At 55.9% G+C, this 20,978-nt stretch carries 20 protein-coding genes and 1 pseudogene; 6 read left to right on the top strand and 15 right to left on the bottom strand.

The window, feature by feature from the left end; all coding sequences use genetic code 11:
* Positions 1 to 763 precede the first annotated feature (763 nt).
* Entirely contained in the window at positions 764 to 1,249 is a 486-nt protein-coding gene (locus H559_RS0118125; RefSeq protein ID WP_028453845.1) for a hypothetical protein, read from the bottom strand.
* A 430-nt stretch (positions 1,250 to 1,679) separates the two neighbouring features.
* On the bottom strand, positions 1,680 to 2,537 hold the full coding sequence (locus H559_RS0118115) for a hypothetical protein (RefSeq protein ID WP_028453844.1): 858 nt from the start codon (positions 2,535 to 2,537) through the stop codon (positions 1,680 to 1,682).
* 120 nt (positions 2,538 to 2,657) lie between these two features.
* Between H559_RS0118115 and H559_RS0118110 the strand changes: the two genes are divergently transcribed.
* The 3 genes from H559_RS0118110 to H559_RS0118105 all read left to right on the top strand — a co-directional run bounded on the left by H559_RS0118110 (position 2,658) and on the right by H559_RS0118105 (position 5,907).
* The gene (locus tag H559_RS0118110; protein ID WP_028453843.1) at positions 2,658 to 2,909 is read left to right on the top strand and encodes a tyrosine-type recombinase/integrase; all 252 of its coding nucleotides are present in this window, start codon (positions 2,658 to 2,660) and stop codon (positions 2,907 to 2,909) included.
* Between the two features lie 98 nt (positions 2,910 to 3,007).
* Positions 3,008 to 3,409: a hypothetical protein gene (locus tag H559_RS23085; RefSeq protein ID WP_211230979.1), complete on the top strand. Its 402-nt coding sequence runs from the start codon at positions 3,008 to 3,010 to the stop codon at positions 3,407 to 3,409.
* 257 nt (positions 3,410 to 3,666) lie between these two features.
* Positions 3,667 to 5,907 carry an ankyrin repeat domain-containing protein gene (locus H559_RS0118105; protein ID WP_028453842.1) on the top strand — a complete coding sequence of 747 codons (2,241 nt, stop codon included), beginning with the start codon at positions 3,667 to 3,669 and terminating at the stop codon, positions 5,905 to 5,907.
* 291 nt (positions 5,908 to 6,198) lie between these two features.
* Here the strand turns inward: H559_RS0118105 and cydX are convergent, their stop codons facing one another.
* The 7 genes from cydX to H559_RS22465 all read right to left on the bottom strand — a co-directional run bounded on the left by cydX (position 6,199) and on the right by H559_RS22465 (position 11,744).
* Positions 6,199 to 6,297, bottom strand: coding sequence for a cytochrome bd-I oxidase subunit CydX (gene cydX / locus H559_RS22470; RefSeq protein WP_028453841.1), 99 nt, complete (start codon positions 6,295 to 6,297; stop codon positions 6,199 to 6,201).
* A gap of 14 nt (positions 6,298 to 6,311) precedes the next feature.
* A complete protein-coding gene (cydB, locus tag H559_RS0118095; RefSeq protein ID WP_028453840.1) occupies positions 6,312 to 7,448 on the bottom strand; it encodes a cytochrome d ubiquinol oxidase subunit II in 1,137 nt (378 codons plus the stop codon).
* Positions 7,449 to 7,458: 10 nt separating this feature from the next.
* Positions 7,459 to 8,988: a cytochrome ubiquinol oxidase subunit I gene (locus H559_RS0118090; RefSeq protein ID WP_028453839.1), complete on the bottom strand. Its 1,530-nt coding sequence runs from the start codon at positions 8,986 to 8,988 to the stop codon at positions 7,459 to 7,461.
* A complete protein-coding gene (gene cydP / locus H559_RS0118085) occupies positions 8,981 to 9,175 on the bottom strand; it encodes a cytochrome oxidase putative small subunit CydP (RefSeq protein ID WP_028453838.1) in 195 nt (64 codons plus the stop codon). The genes H559_RS0118090 and cydP overlap by 8 nt, the downstream gene beginning before the upstream one ends.
* A 142-nt stretch (positions 9,176 to 9,317) precedes the next feature.
* Positions 9,318 to 9,704 (bottom strand): hypothetical protein, encoded by a 387-nt coding sequence (locus H559_RS0118080; RefSeq protein WP_028453837.1) that lies wholly within the window; start codon positions 9,702 to 9,704, stop codon positions 9,318 to 9,320.
* A 262-nt stretch (positions 9,705 to 9,966) separates the two neighbouring features.
* Positions 9,967 to 11,241, bottom strand: a complete 1,275-nt coding sequence (locus H559_RS0118075) for an NAD(P)/FAD-dependent oxidoreductase (protein WP_028453836.1) — start codon at positions 11,239 to 11,241, stop codon at positions 9,967 to 9,969.
* A 101-nt stretch (positions 11,242 to 11,342) separates the two neighbouring features.
* On the bottom strand, positions 11,343 to 11,744 hold the full coding sequence (locus H559_RS22465; RefSeq protein ID WP_211230978.1) for an ArsR/SmtB family transcription factor: 402 nt from the start codon (positions 11,742 to 11,744) through the stop codon (positions 11,343 to 11,345).
* A 173-nt stretch (positions 11,745 to 11,917) separates the two neighbouring features.
* Between H559_RS22465 and H559_RS0118065 the strand changes: the two genes are divergently transcribed.
* Positions 11,918 to 12,382 (top strand): hypothetical protein, encoded by a 465-nt coding sequence (locus H559_RS0118065; protein WP_028453834.1) that lies wholly within the window; start codon positions 11,918 to 11,920, stop codon positions 12,380 to 12,382.
* Positions 12,383 to 12,480: 98 nt separating this feature from the next.
* On the opposite strand, the gene H559_RS0118060 is transcribed toward H559_RS0118065, so the two are convergent.
* The 6 genes from H559_RS0118060 to H559_RS21175 all read right to left on the bottom strand — a co-directional run bounded on the left by H559_RS0118060 (position 12,481) and on the right by H559_RS21175 (position 19,170).
* Positions 12,481 to 13,839, bottom strand: coding sequence for a TolC family protein (locus H559_RS0118060; RefSeq protein ID WP_028453833.1), 1,359 nt, complete (start codon positions 13,837 to 13,839; stop codon positions 12,481 to 12,483).
* A gap of 17 nt (positions 13,840 to 13,856) precedes the next feature.
* Entirely contained in the window at positions 13,857 to 14,066 is a 210-nt protein-coding gene (locus H559_RS0118055) for a YgaP family membrane protein (protein WP_028453832.1), read from the bottom strand.
* Positions 14,063 to 17,257 carry an efflux RND transporter permease subunit gene (locus H559_RS0118050; RefSeq protein ID WP_028453831.1) on the bottom strand — a complete coding sequence of 1,065 codons (3,195 nt, stop codon included), beginning with the start codon at positions 17,255 to 17,257 and terminating at the stop codon, positions 14,063 to 14,065. The genes H559_RS0118055 and H559_RS0118050 overlap by 4 nt, the downstream gene beginning before the upstream one ends.
* Before the next feature lie 2 nt (positions 17,258 to 17,259).
* On the bottom strand, positions 17,260 to 18,273 hold the full coding sequence (locus H559_RS0118045) for an efflux RND transporter periplasmic adaptor subunit (RefSeq protein WP_034642180.1): 1,014 nt from the start codon (positions 18,271 to 18,273) through the stop codon (positions 17,260 to 17,262).
* A gap of 219 nt (positions 18,274 to 18,492) precedes the next feature.
* Entirely contained in the window at positions 18,493 to 18,867 is a 375-nt protein-coding gene (locus tag H559_RS0118040) for a NifB/NifX family molybdenum-iron cluster-binding protein (RefSeq protein ID WP_028453829.1), read from the bottom strand.
* A 3-nt stretch (positions 18,868 to 18,870) separates the two neighbouring features.
* A complete protein-coding gene (locus H559_RS21175; protein ID WP_211230977.1) occupies positions 18,871 to 19,170 on the bottom strand; it encodes a DUF134 domain-containing protein in 300 nt (99 codons plus the stop codon).
* Positions 19,171 to 19,400: 230 nt separating this feature from the next.
* Between H559_RS21175 and H559_RS0118030 the strand changes: the two genes are divergently transcribed.
* Both H559_RS0118030 and H559_RS22460 read left to right on the top strand, forming a co-directional pair.
* Complete coding sequence (locus H559_RS0118030) at positions 19,401 to 20,015, top strand: tyrosine-type recombinase/integrase (RefSeq protein ID WP_028453828.1); 615 nt, start codon at positions 19,401 to 19,403, stop codon at positions 20,013 to 20,015.
* 282 nt (positions 20,016 to 20,297) lie between these two features.
* Positions 20,298 to 20,724, top strand: a pseudogene (locus H559_RS22460) (transposase); the annotation flags it as partial.
* Between the last annotated feature and the right edge of the window lie 254 nt (positions 20,725 to 20,978).

Raw genomic sequence — 20,978 nt, 5'->3', positions numbered from 1 at the left:
TTCACGCAGCTCGGGATACCGGAAACGGTACGCGTAGGATAACTCCATCCGGGGTTGGGGACGCTTGGACCGAATTGGGTTTGTGCAACAAAGCCCTGCCAAAGCGGTCTATCGCGCATGGCCGCGCGAGTGCGCGACGAGCATCGCTCCTGCACGACCGAATACGGGCGCAAGCTGCGCCATCTTTGGGATAATCCAAACGGGAAATGAATAAATCGAAATTGAAACACGACGACGCCCTGTGCCGTGCCCAATGCATTGCATATTGCATGATGCGGAATTCCTGAACCGATTAGCCACCATCACGCCTCAACGTTCAAATTGCTTGAACGTGAAAAGGCGGAGATCAAACAGCCGAGCGCAGCCACACCGAATAACGGTGCGAAAGGAGTCAGCTGGACGCGTAGCTAATCAGTGAGGCACAGGAAAACCTATGGGGAATGGTTGGTGGAACGGCAGCGATCATACTCCTCGGCCAAAGACTGGGTCAACACAGGCGTGGCTGACCTGATCCAGGTATGGATATATCCGCAAATTTGTGTAACCCGGTCATTGTGACGTCAAAGCTAAACGGCCGCTTTGGCCGAACACTTGCCTACAAGGTTTGGTGGACAGGCAGCTCATCGGCCAAAGCCGACTTTCATCTTCAAGACATCAATGTCTATTTGTAGTTACATTGCAGACGCTAACGACAAAGCTCACCTGCCGCTATGGAGCACAGTGGAATAGCGGTCAGGTGGAGCGCATTGTTAGGGTGTGCTACTCAAGCAATGATAAGGTCGAAAATCCATTTCGATTTCGCCCATCCTGCAAGAAGGTATCTGTCCCCGCTTTCCGTTCTGTGGAACTTTGAAATCCACAACCTGATCCTGTTGAAGAGGTTTCGCACACCCTCCTCGGATTCAGACTGAAAAACCATGACACGATATCTTGAACGGGCAACCAGTAATTTCTCGAAATCTTCCTTGATTGCATCCTCGCCCCCCCATTCACTTTCCGCAACTAGAGGAACATCAGTTATGTGGTGCGCTTGATCCGACTGATACCACACAACGTCATAAAGCCACTCTTTTCCCTCGTCAGAATCACATCCGTTTGCTGCCGTGAGCCAGCCGAAATCTCGTCCGATCTTCACGATAACCATCTTAACCGCGATAGTCCATGGGCTTTCACCTTGCCATTGCTCGGCTGTAGCTCTTGCCGGAACCCCTTCAAGGGCGTCCTTGATTGCAACCTCGATGTAATCCATATTGCACCCTAACGTTTGAATTCTGAGGACAAGCCAGCGAAGCTGGCGCAGGTCCGCTGCAATGAAAGGTTAGGTTCTCGTGAAGTATGCACAGGCGCCAATTCCGACTGCAAACCAGAAGACCATTCTAATTAGCGAACCCAACTCGGCATCCATCACATAGTGCCCTTTCGCGCTTCGTTGCAGCCGGCCGAAGCCCGGTTTAACGAATTCTCGGATTGGTGTGGGTTCAACAAACACCTTTCCGCAGGTGAATATCGGCACGAGAAGCCACGCCGTTCCGTAACAGAACAGCTGCAACACTGCCTCGATGATGGGCTGAAGGATAGCCTCGGCTATAGCGCTTAGTGGCATTCGCAAACCTAACGTCTGAATTCACCGGCCTTGCGCGGCTTTATGCGCAAGGTCCGGTGGAATGATGGGTTCGGCCTCATGGCACATCAAAGATTGCTTGCCAGTTGGATGGGGAGCCATTAGAGAACGCTTCGCCAGCATCTTCGTCTCCGTCCCAGGCGCCAATGAAGTCCTCAGACTGGCCGGGGTGCATGAACAACCCTAAGTGATATGGCCTTCGTGTCTTACGTTGCACATAACCGAGGCGCCAATAGTCTTCGTCATCTGAGAAGATAAATCCTTCAACCTCAACCGTTGCGATCTGATGAATATGTTCGTCAAGCACTTCGAAGGACGCTGGGTCAGCGTTCTTGGTTATTGAACTCTCCAGTAGTTCCGAGTTGAATTCGGCGACTTCTGCAAGGATGGTCAAAAAGTCAGTCAGATCGTAATTCGCCCCAAGGTTCTTGTCACCGCTGGCGGGTGCCTTATATGCGATCAGCTCGCGCTGTGCTTTGAGCTGCAAAGCAGTTTTCTTCATCTCGGCCGCTAGCGACTTATTGAACTTTGCGACCCAATCAAATGCCACATTGATGGCACGAGTGTGCGAGATTGCCATCAACTCGCCAGAATTCCAGTCCTCTGTAGGAATCGTATAGACGAGGCCACGTAATAGGGACAGTGCGGCGTAGTACTCAAAGTATGGATTGGCCGCGCGAAGCCCGGAGGTGCGCGCAAATTCGAGGCTATTGAGAAGAACGGTTGCATTGAGGATCATCTTGGTCGTGAAGTACGTGCGGCACGACCATTCGGAGTTCCTTTCGCTTGTCCAATCTTTCGTCAATTTTGCGTATTGCACTGTAATACGGTCAGCGACCTTCGCCAGTTCTTCCTCTGAGCACAGGTCAAAGAGCTTTCGGTATGAGTACGCCCAAGTTCTACCTGCATGCTGCACGATTCCTCCTTGAGGCCGAACGTGAAATATACACCTGTGCAGGTCTATATTTGGTTTGTCTGTGTGTATAACTGAGCATGCTACGCGTTTTTTTCATTGTTTTTCAAGCATGTGGGGTTGATGATGCCTGAAAGTTCACAGCCAGATGGGACTGCTGCGCCGCGCTTGCTGGATGTACTGCGCGACCCGCGCTCTGGCGCACAACGGCGACATCATCAGGATGAAAAACTGCTGCAACGTGCGATGAAACGGGCTGTGGCTGCCGCCGGAATTGCCAAGCCAGCCACGCCACATACACTGCGCCACAGCTTTGCCACCCATGTGCTGAATAAAGGTGGGCGCGGCGTGAGCAGCCCCCTGGATGTCCTGTGAGTGCATGATTGCTCACGCACCAGAGCACGCCCTTGTTCTTGAATGTCAGCTTTGTTGCCGGTAACAGTCTATGACGCTACTGTTCTCGACAGGGCGCTTTGGCCGAGGACCGTACTTCGCCCATTGTCGTCGTTGATACGCTGAGCGACGGCAGACAACAACTATTTGGCAAGCTGCCATACACAATTTATCCATCAAAACATGGCATTAGTTTTTTCCTGCTGTTTTTGACCACTTACGCGGCAGATCGTTTTTTCGGTCGGGAATATCGTTCGTTCCGTTGTCGAGCCCGGCAACCACAACTTTTCACGAAAGGAAAAACCATGCCCAAATCTTCCAAATCCGGTTCCCGCTCTCCCATGACCCCGTCAGCGGCTGCGCGCATCCAATCCGTAGCTGCACGTGCCAATGGTGGCACGGTTTCAGCAGGTTCTTTCGCTGCACGTGCTCAGGCAGCGGCAGCTCACAACGCTACCGCCAAGACTCGTAGCGGCGAGTAATCAGACCTGTACCTCCGGGTGAAGTCACCCGGAGGCCTGGAGCGAATAGTGAAATACAGCAAGGATAAGGCCATTGCCGGCCTAGTTCGACGGCTTATCCATGAAGGATGGAAATTCCATATGGGTGGTAGGCATGGCAAACTCGTTTCTCCAGAGGGAAGACGGTTGCCTGTACCTTGCACACCCAGCGATTACAGGGCTTTCGACAACTTCAAACGGGACCTGCGTAAGCTGATGCCCTCCTGCACAAAACTCACATGACAGAAGAGAAACTGCTGCCTCCTTACCCACGCATGGGTGAGATTTACCGAACATTGGCGCTGGCATTCGATACCAAAGCCAAAAATCGGGATGTCGACAAATACGCACGCGAAGGTGATGTCGACTGGAAGTTGCCCAAGAGCTTGGTCAATGAACTCTTTTTCAAACCCTTCTGTACTGTGCTTGATGATGAATACGCAAGAGCGCTCTGCCAGTCCCTGATCAGTTTCTATCAGGACTACATCTCGCTCGTCAGTTCGCTGGGACTGGATGGGCTTCTGCGGGAGCAGTCACTCCCGGCCCTCGTCAAAAGTTATCTGGTTCCGCACGGGGCAATGGTTCTCCATAGTTTTGCCAAATCGTTCGGAGGTCCGAAACTCGCACGACTGCTCGATTCCGAGCAGACCTCGATCGCCGCTGTTCTCGCATGGCAAAGTCCAGATGATCCTTTCGCACTGGCGAAAGCTGCCTATCCAGCATCTACCGGGGCAGACAAGACCTCCCGGGAGAAGGTATTAAGATGGATTCAGGGAACGCAGCTTCCTGACCTGCCAAGCATCAGGCTGTTCCTCGCCGACCTGGAAAGGCATGGTTCGGTTGAGCAGGTGCGCAGGATTCCCGACCTGAAAAGGTGGCTGATGATTGCGCGAGCCATCGATTGGCTTGAGCGCAACAGCGATGGATTTAGTCCGAAGTCCTTGATGCTTTCCTTCATTCAGGGGGGAATGCCCGCAATCGATATTGGAAGAGCTTTGTCGGAGGTACACAACAAAGAAAGCGAGCGACTTTCCGCTTTGAAAATTCCTGCTCTGATGCTGTCCGAGAACCTGAAAAGAACCACGTCGAAAAGGCATGGCGAACAGAAGCAAAGACGTCTTGATCTTGAAGAGTTTGGTTCCTTGCTGAAAACGCATGATCCCCTTGGCAGGACTCATTACTGGCTGGAGTGGCTTACGGGACGATGGGAAGTCTTTTCAGGAAACCTTGCTGCTGCGCTACCTCATTACAGGAGTGCAATCGCTTCAGCGAGCTATCGGGCGGGAGCGGCCCAAAAGCAGATATTGACGGAGGCATTGGTGCTCGCCGCTGTGTGCGAAGACTTCAAGTTCCTAGCGAGTTTAAAGCATCAAGCAATCGCACTCGGAATTCTTGAGCCTCCTCCAGAGATGGATGCGGACGTAGTCCAGGATTGGGAAATCGAGCATCTTCGAGACCGGTTTCATGCCGTATTTCCTCTCGATGGGCTTTTCCCCGAGGCTGACTGGACCAATCCAATCCAGCAAATTTTCCCCGCTCTACTGGTCGATATCGAAACGATAGAAAAACGGAATCCGGATCTTCGCAATCCGAATAGAGTCGTTACTCTTAAACTTCCTGATGGGCAACAGCGTCGCTGGTCACAGCTCAGGCTTTTTGCGTCTTTCGGTAGGCAGGATGCTGTTCAGCAACTTTTGGGAAAGGGGGCTGACGTCGATAGGCTGGACCCTCAGGGTGCTTCAGCATTGCTATGCGCCATCCAATACGCATCCCGGACCGGCAACAGAGAGACGCTGGACGCGTTGCTAGCAGTCCCACACAAGCGTGAAACATTGGATTCACTGACAATGCGGAAGCAGATTTCCCCGCTATTGGAGGCTATCGACTATGGAGAGCCTGATGTTGTGGAAAGCCTGCTCAAAATGGGGGCGAATCCAGAACTCCGGGGGAACATCGTAGGGGAAACCCCCTTGTACCATTGCATGTCTCTCCTCGGTCAGATCCGCGATCCGGCGAAGATGTATCAGTACCTGCATGCTTCTTTTCATCTCGATTGGGACACAGTACAACAGGAAACGATGCGCAGGTACGGTGTCGTGATGACTGGTGTCTTCGGTGAAAAAGGGGGCTTGGATGAATTTTTGAAAGAGCCACAAAACCGTGAAATCTACGAGAAAGTAGTCTCCGCGATGGTCGAGCTCATGTTAAAGCGTCATTCAGTTCCGAAACTCATCAGGATCGTCGAACTCCTGCTTGAATATCGCGCCGACCCGAATAGCCCAATGAGATACCCTGTGCCCGGGAGAACGCCCATGATGCTGGCCGCGGAAATCAACTCTGGTTGTGCGTTCGACCTGATGCTCCGTCATGGAGGCGAGCCGTTCATTAGGGATTCGCAAGGCTCCGATTGCATCAGGATTGCCCAATCTTTCAGAGCCGCCGAGGTTTTTTGTTACATGCGAAGCAAGGGAATCATGTAATGGCAGCTTATTGGTTCACAGCCGCCACTTTTGACTAGAAGCTCTATGACCGCTTTGGCCGAACAGCTGCCAGCCAGGCTAGGGGTACAGGCAGGTCATCGGCCAAAGCCGCCCTCCAGCTCTTGCCTTCTAAACGTCCGTTTAGAGCCACAAATCAGCCCATAGCTAGACAGTAGCTCTGTCCGTGAGAGTATTCCGTTGGCCTGTGGAAGAATCTTATTTGTCCATATCTGGCTAAAAGAAAGCAAAAATGCCAGCCCAAAGGCTGGCATTTTCATTTGATAAAGCTAATTAATCCTGCCGGTCATCCTTGCTCTCCAGCCATAGCGCATTGACCAGTGCAAACAGCACGGCAAAGCCGAGGCCGAGAATCCAGTTGAAATACCACATTGTCGTTCTCCCTTTCAGTAGACGGTTTTGTCGTTGGCACGGATGAAGTCTTCGGTGACCTTGCCACGCATCACCCGATACGCCCAGGCGGTGTACGCCAGCACGATGGGGGTGAAGATCAGCGCCACCCAGAACATCACATTCAGCGTGACCTGGCTCGACGCGGCATCCCAGGCCGTCAGGCTCATCGCAGGGTGCGAGGAGGATGGCAGCACAAAGGGGAAAAGCGCCACGCCAGCCGTGAGAATCACGGCCAGGCACGCCACCGACGAGCCGGCGAAAGCGCACAGGGTGCGCCCGCGTGCCTGCAGCAGCGGCGCCAGCCCCGCGCCGAGGTAGGCCAGAGCGGGAATCACCCACAGCAGGGGCTGTGCCCGGTAGTTGGCAAACCAGCCGCCGGGTTGCTGGGCGACGTCCTTCATCAGCGGCGACAGTACACTGCCCGGATCGGGCATGCGCACGATCTGGAAGCCGTTGAGTTGTGCCACCCAGACACCTGCGGCACTGAAGCTGATCAGCAGCACGATACTGGCCCAGCGCGAAGCCGTGCGGGCACGCTGCTGCAGTTCGCCCTCGGTGCGGTGCATCAGAAAGGTTGCGCCCTGCAGGGTCAGCAGGCTCAGGCTGACCGCGCCGCACAGCAGTGCGAACGGGTTGAGCAGCGCCCAGAACGAGCCGGTATAGAAGGAGCGCATCGTGTCATCCAGATGGAAGGGCACGCCCAGGAAGAGATTACCGAATGCCACGCCGAACACCAGCGCCGGCACGGCACTGCCTGCAAACAGCGCCCAGTCCCAGCTCGCGCGCCAGCTGGCCGCAGGCATCTTGGAGCGGTACTCGAAACCGACCGGCCGGAAGAACAGCGCAAAGAGCACCAGCAGCAGCGCCCAGTACAGGCCGGAAAACGCCGTGGCATACACAAACGGCCAGGCGGCAAAAATCGCCCCGCCAGCGGTGACAAACCAGACCTGGTTGCCGTCCCAGTGCGGTGCCACCGTATTGATCAGCACGCGGCGTTCGGTATCGTTGCGACCCAGAAAAGGCAGCAGCACGCCAACGCCCATGTCGTGGCCATCCATGATGGCAAAGCCGATCAGCAGTACGCCGACCAGCAGCCACCAGATCAGTTTGAGAGTGTAGTAATCAAGCATGCTTGTCTCCTCAGGCTTGCTGCAGGCTGGTCGGGCCAAGCCGTGCGTACTTGAACATCAGATAGAGTTCGACCACCAGCAGGACGGTGTAGAAGCCCACAAAACCGGCCAGCGAGCCCATGACTGCCCCCGCCGAATGACTGGAAACCGACAGGTGCGTCGGCAGCATGCCGTATACCGTCCACGGCTGGCGGCCATATTCGGCGACAAACCAGCCGGCTTCGGCCGCGATCCACGGCATGGGCAGCCACCACAGCGCCCAGCGCAGCAGCCAGCGTTTTTCGGTAATCGTGCGCTTGGCGCTGTACCAGAAGGCCAGCCCGAACAGCAGCAGGAAGGAGAAGCCCAGCCCGACCATCAGGCGGAAGCTCCAGAACATCGCGAACACATTCGGCACGGTGGTATGCGCCGCCTCGTCGATCATCGCCGGTGTAACGGCATTCAGGTCGTTCGTGTAGCGCTTGAGCAGCAATCCGAAGCCCAGATCGGCCTGGTGCTTTCGGAAAGTGGCTTCCGCTGCCTTGTCCTGTGGGTTCTTGCGCCAGCTTTCCAGCGCCAGCACCGCTTCGCGGCCCGACACGATGCGTTCGCGATTCTTCGCACGGATATCGTGAATGCCCGGCAGCACCTTGTCGGTGGACCGCGTGGCGATCAGCCCCAGCGCATAGGGTAGCGAAATTGCCCAGTCATTGCGGCTGGCGGCATCGTTGGGCCAGGCCACCAGATTGAGTGCGGCTGGAGCCGGCTCGGTTTCCCACATGGCTTCAATGGCGGCAAGCTTGGATTGCTGCGATTCGGAGACCGCATAACCCGATTCATCACCCAGAACAATGACCGAGGCGGCCGAAGCCAACCCGAAAGCCGCCGCAATGCGAAAGGAGCGCTTGGCAAATTCGATGTGGCGCCCTTTCAGCAGATACCAGGCCGAAATGGCCAGCACGAACATCGAGCCGGTCACATAGCCGGCCGATACGGTGTGCACGAACTTGGATTGCGCCACCGGATTGAAGATCAGCGCGCTGAAGCTCTCCAGCTCCATGCGCATCGTTACCGGATTGAATACAGCCCCTACCGGGTCCTGCATCCAGCCATTGGCGATCAGGATCAGGATTGCCGAGAGATTGGTGCCCAGTGCCAGCAGGGTCGTTACGGTCAGGTGGCCCACTTTGGACAAGCGGTTCCAGCCAAAAAAGAACAGGCCGAACATCGTGGATTCGAGGAAGAATGCCATCAGACCCTCGATGGCCAGCGGCGCCCCGAAAATATCCCCGACATAGTGCGAGTAATACGCCCAGTTGGAGCCGAACTGAAACTCCATCGTCAGCCCGGTGGTGACACCCAGCGCGAAGTTGATCCCGAACAGCTTGCCCCAAAACTTGGTCATTTCACGGTAAATGGGCTTGCCGCTCATCACGTAGGCGGCTTCCATGATCACCAGCAGCCACGACAGACCGAGGGTGAGCGGTACAAACAGAAAGTGATACATCGCGGTGGCAGCAAACTGCAGCCGCGACAGATCAACCAGACTTGAATCAATCATTCTTCTTTCCTTCTTGAGCGGGTTCCCCGGGGGCTGGTGCCAGATGGGCGGCCATCTGCTCCTGACTGATGCGCACCTTGTAGGGGCGTACAAACTCGTGCCACAGGCCGTACAGCACGGCGGCCTTGATCAGCACGACGGCCAGCAGATGCCAGCGCAAGTGCCCGGAGTGCAGGGACTTGAACATGCGAGAAACTCCCGTGCGGGCAGTGATGCCCGTGCTTGCGCAATGCAGAACGTACTTACGCCAGCCACAGCCAGTACACAGGGTATGGCGGAGAGACGTCTGCCTTGCTGCTTATTGGATGCCGGACAGGGCCGGCAGAGAATCAGACGGGAAAGAAAGTGGGCGGAGCACGGATGGGAATGGCACGCCAGAGCGTGGCCGCCACAAGCAGCGGGCTGCCCGCTGCCGACCAGGCGGCATTCGGTACAGGCATCAGCAGGATGCCTGGCGCGGCCTGCGAGATTTCGGTGTCAGCCTCCAGTGTCGGCTGGCAGCACAGTAGCTCGCCGCCATCCGGGCAGGAATGTGGCTGGGGCTGTGTACGGGAAAGGACAGAAGCGGCGGGGGTGACCACCGAGCACATGACCAGGGCCACGGCCTTGGGACGGGCGGCTTGCGTCAGCCAGCGCAAGGCGGGCGATGCACTGACCGCCAGTACCATGCACACGCACAGCAATAGCGCGAGAAAACGCCGGCTGGCGTTGCTCATGTCCTCTCCAGGGAAGGTTGGTAGCGCTAATGCGCTATGGCAGGCACCGGCCGAGTTCGTGAGTTCTTTGCTCGGCAGGAAACGTAGCCACTTCGGATTGTAAAGCACATCTAAGTGAATCACGTGTTTCCACCATGATTTCTGCCTTACTCCCATGATATTACTGGAATATCCGCGGGTTTTTTCTTGTGCGGCCCTCCTGACTAAACCCGCGGACTTTGATGGTTACTTGCAGTAATTTGGAAGATCGCATCTGAATCTATTAATGATCCAGTCTTTCGATCCCCAGAGCTTTCAGTACGTATTTTTCGTAGATCGGCTCGGATGAGCCTGCCTTCATTTTGTGCAAAAAATACTTCTCGAAAGCGATCTTGGCCATGTGCACCCACTTGCCTTTGGCAAACCAGTTCACGTTACGCGGTGGCAACTGGGGCAGTGCGACAAACGCAGCGCCCACATCCCCCATATCGGCCAGACAGATTGCATTCCAGCTGCCTTTAGCTTGCGGCTCATCGCCCGCCAGTTCTGCGGCAATATTCTGCACGATGGCACTGACCATGGTTTCGATCATGTAGCCCGTCTTGGGTGCTCCAGTCGGCACAGGTGTTACTTCGACTGGCGGTATGGAGACGCACACCCCTGCGGCATAAATCTGCGGGTATTTCGGATTGCGCTGGTGTTCATCAATCAGCACAAAGCCGCGCGGGTTGCACAGCCCGTCGACAGCACCCAGCGGCTCAATGCCCTTGAAGGCTGGCAGCATCATCGAGAGTTTGAAAGGAAGGGTATGCTCCCGGAGCAGATTGCCCTGCCCATCCAGTTCGTTCACATGCATCTGCCCGGCCTCAACCCGGGTCACCCTTGCGTTGCAGATCCACTTGATGTCGTGGCTGCGAAATTCACTTTCCAACATGGTTTTGGAGTCGCCCACGCCCCCAAGTCCCAGATGGCCGATGTAGGGTTCGCTACTGACAAAAGTCATCGGTACTTTGTGCCGTAGTTTTCGTTTTTTCAGATCGGCATTGAGGATGAAGGCATATTCATAAGCGGGGCCAAAGCAGCTTGCACCCGGCATGGCCCCCACCACCACCGGCCCTGGCTCAGCCAGAAATTGCTCGTAGGCAGCATGTAGCTTTTCAGCATGATCGACGGTACAGATTGACTGTGTGTGTCCTGCGATTGGCCCTGCACCCTCGACCTCATCAAACGCCAGCCGTGGGCCTGTTGTTAGAACCAGAAAGTCGTAGTCGAGGACGGTTCCATCCCTCAGGAACACTCGTTGGCCAGCCGCATCCAGCGTGTCAAGTGGCGACGCAATGAAGGCAATGCCGTGCTTTTCCAGATAGGGCGCGATACGAAAAGTGATCTCGTCGCGTTTGCGCCAGCCAACGGCAATCCAGGGGTTGGACGGCACAAACTGGAAGTAGTCAGCAGCGCCGACAACCGTAATTTTGTGTGTCTTGTCCAATTTCTCACGCAACTCATAGGCAGCTGGCATGCCGCCTATTCCGGCGCCAATGATGACGATGTGTGCCATGGCTTTCTCCTGACTGTGATCAGCCCGGCTTGGACTGGTCTGCGGTGTGTGCAATTGGTAGAGCAGAATTCAGGCGTGCCGGATACACGCCCATGTTGCATTCATCGTCGCCTGTCCTTTACGTGTTCTTCAGCAATCTCGTGCAGCGTGTCCGCAAAAACAGGGCGGCAATCCCCTGCCAGCAACAGAAGCTCATGCATGATGCAAACGACATGAGGGTTTTGAATGCGGTAGTAAATGCGCTTGCTATCCCGGCGCGTCTCAACGAGACCCGTTCTGCGCAGTACCGTCAGATGTTGCGACAGATTTGGCTGATGCAGCGCAATACGCTGCTCTAGCTCACCGACACAGCGTTCACCGTCCAGCAGGCAGCACAGTATTTTCAGCCGCTCTCGGTGACCAAGCGCCTTGATGCACTCTGCACCGCTTTCCAACGCTCTGGCGTTGGGATAGTCATCAAGCCACATTTGTCCACCCCGATTGATGTCTGCGGGACTGTCCATGCAACCGTCTGGCGGCCCTGTCTTGCCAGTCCGATTTGATGCATCTATTTATATTATATAAAACAATATTTTGTTTTGTGCCAAGACCATCCGTCGTCTGCTAGCTTATTTGCAAAGCGGCTGTGATAGCAGAAGTTGTTCTTCTGCCCACTTTCCTTATCCGGAGGCTCATCATGCAACAATCCATCAGCCAGCAATTGCAGGAACTTGAACGCCATGGCTCGCCGAAACATCGGCAGATTGTGTCGCTGACCTATCTGGTTTCAGCGGCTAGCCTGTTTGGTCTGAGTCTGGCGAGCGGTCATCTGGGATTGGCAATCGTTGCACTACTGCTGCTCTTGATGCGGCATAACTCGCTTGAGATGGAAGACCATTTTGGCGAAGCCCGTAGAATCATTCATCAAGAACAGGCAAGTGAGTGCGATGTCGAGGTGACAGATACCACGGATGATTGCGGCGGACATCATTACTACGCCCGAATTTGTACGGAAGGGGACACGCCTGATCGCAGCTTTGAATTCACGCCAAACGGCTGGATTCCTGAGATCGGCCGACATCATGCACAAGGCTATTTCACCGGTCGCGAAGGGTATCCGAAGCTGCTGATCACACCCAAAGGGCTGATCATTCCCGACTGACAATTGGCATGTGCTTGTCTTGCTTGTCTGCTAGTCGCGTGGCGGCGAAGTTTATACACGCTCCAAAAGCATGCCGGAGGAGAAGGTGTCCGCCATGGTCAATCACTCAGCAGTGCATTGATTCTGGCAAGAGGATCATCTTGGTTGTTGCCTGCTGCGAGAGCTAGGTTCAACGCGGACTCCAACGCCTGATAACGGGCGCGCACCAGCTGGCTGCGAATCAGATAATAGGCTTGTCTGGCATTGAGCCAGTCTAAGGTCGTACGCGCCCCGACTTCACGCCCGGTCGCTGTTGCCTCCAGCCGCAAGCGGGCAGATTCCAGCGCCTGTTGCAGTGCAGCGCTCTGCGCCAGAGCCGTGTTCAAGCCATACCAGGCCGTTCGCACATTCTGCATGACCTGGATGCGGGCTCCAGTTTCTGCCTGCAGTGCTTTTTCAGCCAGTGCCTGACTTTCGGCATATCGCGCCTCGCGCATTCCACCGGTGTACAGGGGAATGCCCAGCGCGACCCCTACCCAGCCGTTGTCATTGTCGTACCCTGTATTGTCCTTTCCCGAGCTACGCTGCTGCCCGTACTGGGCAACCAGCGCCAGTGTCGGGCTGCTCAGCCCAGCGTATTTGGCACTTTCGTGCTCGGCAATACGTTTTCCGCTGGCGGCAACGCGAAGTTGCTGATGACTGCTTAACGCCGCACTCAGCAAGGGCTCCAGGGCAGAAGGGCGCAATACATCGAGTGACACCGTCAAGGGCAGGTGGGGCATCCCTTCGGCAGACAGGCCAGTCAAATCGGTATAGCGGGCCTCACGGACTGCCAGTTCATCCTGCAGGGCGGCGAGTTGCGCCATCTGTGCATCACGACTGGCCTGGGCCTCGCGTAAATCCGTTACTGCACGCTTGCCGACTCGGAATTCTTCCTCGGCCAGTGCCAGTGCCTCCTGCGTGGCTGAAAGCTGAACGCGGGCAGTGTCAAGCTCCTCCCGTGCCAGTAGAACTGCCAGGTATGTTGTTGCAACCCTTTGCATCAGATGGTCACCAGCCAATACCCCTAATGACTCTGCAAGTTCAGCCTGGGCGCGCAATTGAGCCGCCTGTGCATCCAGTACCGGGTCATACAGCGGCTGGCTGGCGCTGAGAGTCCATCGGGTATCGCTGCCCTGCTTGATTTCGCTGCTGAACGTAGCATCCGTGAAGGTTCCCATACCCGGTGCACTGAATTGGGCGCCACGAGTCTGGCTATTCATGTCCAGCCATCCGGCGCTGGCGGTCAGACCCAGTTGCGGTCGCCAAAGTGCTGTTGCCTGGTCGGCTCGGGCTTGTCCTGCCCGGCGCTCGGCCTGCGCTGCCAGGTATTGTGGATCCTGGTTGCGCGCAGCCAGCCAGCTGCTTTGCAAATCAGCAGCACTGCTGCACAAAGACAGCAGAAACAATGCCGGAATCGTATATTTGCTTACCCGCATGATGATTCCTCCCGGGTTCAGCAGCCGCCCCGTATGCCCAACTTACGCAGGATGATCTCCAGCGGACACCAGCGGCTAACGCTACTTTGCAGCAGATTGGCACCGACAAAGGCGGTGAACCAAAGCCAGTAGCTGCTGATGAAAAGCGGGCTACCGGGCGCGCCCAGCGCCAGTGACAGCAGGATGAAGCAGCCGGCAGCCAGTCGGACGATTTGCCAGGATGTCATGACATTTGCTCCTTGGGTTCGTAGCGGTGCCGCCATGCCACGTAATACAGCAGCGGAATCACCACCAGCGTGAGAATGGTCGATACGAGGATGCCGAAAATCAGTGAAATGGCCAGCCCGTTGAAAATCGGATCATCGAGGATGAAAAAGGCTCCGATCATCGCGGCCAGCCCAGTCAGCACGATGGGCTGAGCGCGTGTCGCAGCGGACTGAATCACCGCCTCGGCAAATGGCACACCGGAATCGGTCTGCAGGCGGATGAAATCGACCAGCAGAATGGAATTGCGCACGATGATGCCAGCCAGCGCGATCATGCCGATCATGCTGGTGGCGGTAAATTGTGCGCCCAGCAATGCATGGCCGGGCATCACGCCAATGATGGTCAGCGGAATCGGCGCCATGATGATCAGCGGCGTGAGATAGGAGCCGAACTGTGCGACCACCAGTAGGTAGATCAGGATCAGCCCTACCGCATAGGCTGCGCCCATGTCGCGGAACGTTTCATAGGTAATCTGCCACTCGCCATCCCACTTGATGGCGTAGTCCCGGTAGGGGTCGGAGGGCTGGCTGATGAAGTACTCGGCGACCCTTCCTCCGCCAGGAGGCTGAATATTCGCAATGGCTGATCGCATCGAAAACATGCCGTACAGGGGACTGTCGAGCTTTCCGGCCATGTCACCAACGACAAAACTAACCGGCAACAGATCCTTGTGGTAGTGCACCTGCTCCTGCTCATCCTGTTGCACGCTCACCAGTTCGGACAGCGGCACCAGCTTCCCTGAAGCACTGCGTACCGACAACGACAGCAGCGTCGCCAAGCTACCTTGACTCTCAAGCGGTAGCTGGACACGTGCTGCGGCAGGGTACTTGCTGCCGTCATGCAGCCAAGTCACATCGGCACCAGCCATTGCTGTCGCAAGTGTTGTGGCTATCTGGACTTGAGCGATCCCCAGTTGTGCCGCCTTGCTGCGGTCGACTTCGAGTGTCTGCCGCGGTGCAGCTGCCACCGTACTGTCATCCGTATCAACAATTCCTGCCGTGCGGGCGAAAATCGCGCGCACCTGCTGTGCCAGCTGGCGTCGTCCGGCCTCGTCCGGGCCATAGATTTCTGCGACGATGGGGGCAAGCACTGGCGGCCCGGGCGGCACCTCGACAACCTTGACGCGTCCACCATACTTGCCGGCAATCGCTTCCAGTGCCGGACGCACCCGTTGGGCGATGACATGACTCTTGTCACTGCGATGATGCTTGTCGAGGAGGTTGACCTGCAGATCCCCCACATGGCTGCCCTGGCGCAGATAATACTGACGAACCAGGCCGTTGAAACTGATGGGGGCTGATACACCCGTATAGGCCTGATAGTCTTTTACTTCTTTGGTCGTAGCCAGATACCCCCCCATTTCACGCAAAACGGCAGCGGTATCCTCCAGTGGGGTTCCTGCCGGCATGTCCAGCACGACCTGGAATTCCGACTTGTTGTCGAAGGGCAGCATTTTCAGCACTACCAGTTTGCCCACCGGCAGCAGTAGCGACAGCACAATCAACGCCGCAACGCCCAGCCAGAGCTTGCGGCGATTTTTCCCTCCGCGTTCCGAATCAAGAAAAGGAGTGAATACGCGCCGGGCCAGCGTATCAAGCCGGTGGCTATGGCTGGCATGCGTGGCTGGCTTGAGCCAGTGCAACGCCATCCACGGCGTAATTACAAAGGCCACCGCCAGCGAAATCACCATGCCCATGCTGGCGTTGATCGGAATCGGGCTCATATAGGGCCCCATCAGACCGGAAACAAAAGCCATTGGCAGCAGCGCCGCTATCACGGTAAAGGTCGCCAGAATCGTTGGGCCGCCGACTTCATCGACCGCGCCGGGGATCAATTGCAGTAGCGTTTTTTCCGGGTGCAGCTGCATGTGGCGGTGGATGTTCTCGACTACAACGATCGCATCATCAACCAGAATGCCGATAGAAAAGATCAGCGCGAACAATGACACCCGGTTGAGCGTAAAGCCCCAGGCCCACGAGGCAAACAGGGTGGCGAGCAGTGTCAGGATCACCGCGCTGCCGACGATGGCCGCTTCACGCTTCCCAAGCGCAAAGAACACCAGCGCGACGACAGAAGCCGTAGCGAAGAGCAGTTTCTGGATCAGCTTCATCGCCTTGTCATTCGCCGTTTCGCCGTAATCGCGCACGGTGACGACCTCGACATCGGCAGGGATGACGGTATTGCGCAGTTCGGCCATGCGCTGCCCAACCGCTCGTGCAACATCCACGGCATTCTCGCCGGGCTTCTTGGTCACGCTCAACGTCACAGCCGGCCACGTCTTGGCCTGCTCGCCAGCACTACCAAACCAGACATAGCGTGTTGGCGGCGGGGCGCCTTCATGCACGCGGGCAACATCCCGCAAATACACAGGGGCTCCGTTCTTTACACCAACAACGATGCCAGCCACTTCATCTGCCGAAGCCAGAAAGGGGCCAGTCTCCAGCCGAACAGCCCGGTTGCCGGCAACCAGCTCGCCCAGTGGCAGGCCCTGATTGGCGGTCTGCAAGCTCTGATTGATGTCAGCCACTGTCAGGCCCGAGCCATTGAGCCGTGTCGGATCAAGTTCGACCAGCACTGCCCGGCCCGGCCCTCCTGTAGTAACCACTTCGCGGGTGCCGGCAACCCGCTTGATGTCAGCCTCCAGCGCATGCGCTACCCGCTCCAGATCGCTGGCCGGCATGCCATCTTTTGCATGCAGCGTGTAGGCGACCACCGGTACATCGTCAATACCCTTGGGCTTGATGACGGGCTCGAGCACACCCAGATTAGCGGGCAACCAGTCACGGTTGGCGGCAATGGTGTCATGCAGGCGTACCAGTGCTTCGGTTCGTGGTACACCGACCTTGAACTGCACAGTCACGACCGCGACGCCGGGCTGCGATACCGACATGACGTGTTCGACTCCCGCCATTTGCGAGAGCACCTGCTCCGCCGGCGTGGCCACCATTGCTTCCACATCGCGGCTGGATGCGCCGGGAAAAGGTATGATCACATTGGCCATCGTCACATTGATCTGAGGCTCTTCTTCGCGTGGTGTAACACCAATCGCGAACAGCCCGAGCAGCAGCGCAATCAACGCCAGCAGCGGCGTGATCTGGGCGGTGAGAAAGGCGCTGGCGATGCGTCCGGACAAACCCAGTCGTTCGCTCATGGCTACTCTCCGCCCAGCTTGGCCGCCGCAACCGGATCAAGTGCGACCCGCTCGCCGGCGCGCAGGCCGGCACGGATTTCCACCAGACCATCACGCAGCGGCCCGGGCCGCACCAGCCTCAACAATGGTTTGCCGGCTGCATCGACCACATACACCAGAGTCAGTTCATTGCGCCGGACGACACTGCTGGCCGGAACATACAGTCGTCCCTGTTCGGCTGCGCCGGACACAGGCAACTGCACCCTGGCAAACTGTCCTGGCAGCGGTGCGGGTGTCAACGATGGCAAGGGCAGTCTGAGGGTCACCGTATGAGATTGGGGATCAGCAGCCGGCAATACCGTGAGCATGCCGGCTTCAATACTCCGGCCATTCAGCAGAACGATTGCGCGCGCATCCTTGTTTACCCGTTGCACCAGTTCCTGCGGCAAGGTGACACTCACCCGCATCGCGTCGGGACGGTATACCGTCACTAACAACCTGCCGGGCATGGCCATGTCACCCGCTTCAATGAATACGCTAGTCACCACGCCATCATATGGGGCGGTAATGGTATAAAAACCGCTTTGCGTCTGAGCGGCACCAGCCTGGGCGATCATCGCATTCGCATTGGCCTGTGCCGCACGGTAACTTGCAGCGGCGGTATCCAGTGCTGCCTGGCTGATGTACTGCTTGGCAAATAGCTGTTGCTGGCGTTGATACTCGCTTTTTGCTGCAGCAAGTTGCGCCTGCGCAGCTTCAACCTGCGCGCGGCTGGCTGTGGCCTGTTGTCCGGCCGCGGTATTATCGATGCGCACCAAAATTTGCCCGGCCTTGACTTGGTCCCCCGCTTTTACCGGCAAGGCAATGATGCGCCCAGCCACCTGCGCGGATAACTGGCTTTGCTGCACGGCTTCGACAACGCCATCGGCAGACCACTCCTGTCCGCCATTACTGCTAGCCACTGCCACAGTGGCAAGCCCACCGGCAAGTGATGATGTGGAAACCAGGGCAAGCAGCATCAACAGAACTCTCAGCATGGCAGCCTCAATAACGGCATTAATATTATATTTGTTAGTATATTGTATGTTGTCAACAATACAAGCACTTGTACACTCGATGTAAATCGGTGATCAGAGCTACGCTTTGAACTCCCGTTACCTCCTACCAGTCTAGGTTAGTGCAGCGCATCATTTACAAATAAAGAAAGCCCCGCCAAAAAGCGGGGCTGACAGCGAATCCAGAAGCTGGTTGTGTGTTCAGTGCTGGCAACAGCCTCCACCGGCGGGTTGGTCGTGGTGATGACTTTGACCACAACAACGAGCTTTCACTAACTCGGGCAATTCACCTCTGCCAAACTGCGTCATCGCATCGTTGGCACTTTGCCCGGTTGTGCAGGCATAAATGCGGATGCCCTGATCAGCAAAGCGCGCCAAGGCACCTTTGCCCATATTGGGCGTCAACAACACATCAATTTCGATTTGCAGACCACAGGCATGCTGGTTCTGCAGATCAATCGTCTGGGTCTCCATGGTCTCCGTATCGAAAATCAGCAAGCTCGCTGCGTCAGAGAAATGTCTGGCGACAACAGAATTCAGTTCTGCAGGCTGTTCAATCGGTATACATAGTTTCATAAACTACTCCTTAGCAATCGACAGGACTTGGTAGGCTGTGCTGGCTTGCAATCGCAAGGCCTTGCCTTCGATGAGTGCCTGGCTCACTTTCTGGCGTGCCCTGTGCAATATGAGTGCGAAAGTCTGACGGGATACTCCCATCAGGGTGGCAGCTTGTGCTTGGTACAGCCCTTCCAGGTCGGCAAGTCGCAATGATTCAAGTTCATCCGCTGCCAGCACGATCTCTTCCAGCTCGCATAGCGGAATACCTTGAGGCTTGTAAAAACGATCAGACAGGGGGCCGTGAATGCGGCGACATTTCAAAGGGCGTGGCATAGAAATTTGACTGAGTGATTGCGATCAAGCTGAGCCAATAATTATTGGCATATGCCAATAATATGCTGTATTTAGTCTTGTCTCTTGCTCAAGATCAACGAATCACTCTCTGTCATGGTGAAAAGACTCTGGCCTATGAGCGCACACGGCGACGAAGGAGAAACAATCAAGCATTGTCTGAGCCACAGTAAGACTCCGATCAACAAAAGGAGTCTGTCATGGAATCGATTCACCACCGAGAACCTTGGAATAAAGGCAAGCTAGTTGGACAGAAACCACCACTCAAGCTGAAGGACATTTGGGCAATACGGATTCATTTGCAGCAGCAACATTGCATTCGGGATCTGGCAATGTTCAACCTAGCGATTGACAGCAAGCTGCGTGGATGTGATCTAGTCAATTTACGCGTACGAGACATCAGCCATGGTCATCAAGTCCTCGCTCGTGCCATGGTCATCCAACGTAAAACGCAACGACCTGTACAGTTCGAGTTAACTGAGCCGACCCGCGTCGCAGTTGCTGCGTGGATAGAACATGAACACCTACAACTCGAGCAGTACCTGTTTTACAGTCGCATCAAGAAGTCTGAGCACATCTCTACGCGACAGTACGCTCGCATTGTTCATCAATGGATAGCTATCGCAGGGCTGGACACTTCTGTCTATGGCACGCACTCCATCAGGAGGACGAAAGCGGCACTTATTTACAAACGTATGAAAAACCTGAGAGCTGTGCAGCTTCTACTCGGACACACCAAACTTGAAAGTACGGTGCGCTATCTTGGCATCGAAGTTGATGATGCACTGGAAATTTCAGAGCAAACGGAAATCTAGTTCAATATTAGAGCCGCCACTCGCATAAGCCGGTCGGTGGCTCAGCTTGCAGCAGTCTCTACAAATTTTCAGCACTTAGCATAAGAGGATGGAATCGCTTGGGTTCCAGAGCTAAAGAGTAGGCAGCTTAGCTTTCCAAACCAGTCGCTTAGGACGGGAAGAGTGAACGACAGCTTTGGCCGATCAGCAGTCACTGAAACCACCACGCTGATCATATCTCATCAGCGGAGTGGTCACGAACGCCACAATGCTTAGTCACGAGTGACCAGATTCCGTACAAACAGTGTGAGTGATGCGCCGATGCTACCGGAACTGCTGGCCCAGATTCCAGCGTATCAGCTGCTGGCGTTTGTGAGCAGAGATGGCGCTTATGACACCAAAGGCTGCTACTCCGTGATTGTTGCCCGCAATGCCGAGGCAATCATCCCTGTACGGAAAAATGGCAAGCCTTGGCAAGAAAACACCGCCGGTGCACAGGCCTGCAATGAAGCCTTGCGTGCGACGAAACGGCTGGGTCGGACGATCTGGAAAAAGTGGAGGCTACCACCGCCGTAGTTTGGTGGAAACCAAAATGCGCTGCCTGAAACTGCTTGGTGAACGGGTGATGTTGCGAGACTCCGACCGTTAGGTCGCTGAACTGCAAATTCGGCCGGCACTGCTAAACCGCTTCACCCAACTTGGTACACCAGAAACGGTACTCGTGGGGTAGGCGCGTCTGGGTATAGGGGTACTCAACCTTCAACAGATTTATGCAACAAAGGCATAGACCTATGAATCTCACATTATACCCGCGTAGCGGATTAGGGAGAGTAGTTCATGGACTTCATCATTCATAACGGCATGTTCTGCTGGCACAGCGAACCGTTGTGAATGGTGAAGCAGTGACGGTTGTGCTGATACTTCAGCATCAAGACCTGGACCAGGTTTCAACATTCATAACGGCATGTTCTGCTGATACAGCGA

The organism is Chitinilyticum aquatile DSM 21506 (assembly GCF_000430805.1).
GTDB lineage: Bacteria > Pseudomonadota > Gammaproteobacteria > Burkholderiales > Chitinibacteraceae > Chitinilyticum > Chitinilyticum aquatile.
Note: the sequence above shows the minus strand (reverse complement) of the source record. Positions and strands in the feature narration are given on the sequence as shown.